This window comes from Mycobacterium sp. IS-3022 (genome assembly GCF_001500065.1).
GTDB lineage: Bacteria > Actinomycetota > Actinomycetes > Mycobacteriales > Mycobacteriaceae > Mycobacterium.
Genome location: NZ_LQIN01000041.1, coordinates 1 through 1032, shown reverse-complemented (window position 1 = coordinate 1032; position 1032 = coordinate 1). Strand labels below are relative to the sequence as shown.

Below are 1032 nucleotides of genomic sequence, written 5' to 3'. Positions count from 1 at the left end.
TGTACTCGGCAGGGACGTTGTTGACGGTTTGGCTGTGAGAAGGGAGGACCTCCGGGCTTAGTGGAGATGTCTACGTCTCTACTCACACGGAGGTCCTCGTGCTCCACGCTAATGCTCGGTTAACCGTTCATGGCCGCCAACTGTTGGTCGATCGAATCGTGATTGGCGGGCGACCGCCCGCTCATGTTGCCGCTGAGCTCGGTGTATCGCGCCAATGCGCCTATCGGTGGCTCAACCGCTACCTCACCGAGGGACCGGCCGGGTTGGCCGACCGCTCCTCACGCCCGCACCACTGCCCGCGCCGCACGCCAGCCGCGGTGGAAGTCGCGGTGGTCGAATTGCGCCGGCTCTCGCGTCGCGGCCAGGACTGGATAGCAGCTGAGTTGGGGCTGTCGGCGCGCACCGTCAGTGCGATTCTGCGCCGCTACGAGATGGCCTACCTGCGTGACTGTGATCCGTTGACCGGTGAGGTAATCCGCGCATCAAAGATGACGGCGGTGCGCTACGAGCGGGCACGCCCTGGCGAACTGATTCATATGGACGTCAAGAAGATTGGCCGAATACCCGACGGTGGCGGGTGGAAGGCTCACGGCCGCCAAATCGGCCACAGCGCAGCGCACAAGAAGGCCCGCATCGGGTTCGACTACGTCCATTCCGCTGTCGACGATCATTCGCGGCTGGCCTACTCGGAGATCCTCGCCGATGAGAAAGGCCCCACATGCGGCGCGTTCCTAGCGCGGGCAGCCGAATACTTCACCGCTCGCGGCATAACCACCATCGAGGCCGTCATCACCGACAACCACTTCAGCTACCGACGGTCCAACGACGTCGCTGCCGTCATCGCCGCTCTGGGCGCCAGACACGTCTTTATCAAGCCACACTGCCCCTGGCAGAACGGCAAAGTGGAGCGCTACAACCGCACCCTGCAGACCGAATGGGCCTACCACCAGGTCTTCACCACCAACAACGCCCGCTGCGCAGCCCTTGCCCCATGGCTCGAGCACTACAACAATCAACGACGCCACTCAGCCA

1 protein-coding gene is annotated in these 1032 nt (G+C 63.4%); it reads left to right on the top strand.

Features of this window, described 5'->3' with window-relative positions:
- Positions 1-98: 98 nt before the first annotated feature.
- A partial coding sequence (locus AU188_RS18890; RefSeq protein ID WP_059165045.1) for an IS481 family transposase occupies positions 99-1032 on the top strand: 934 nt, incomplete at its 3' end.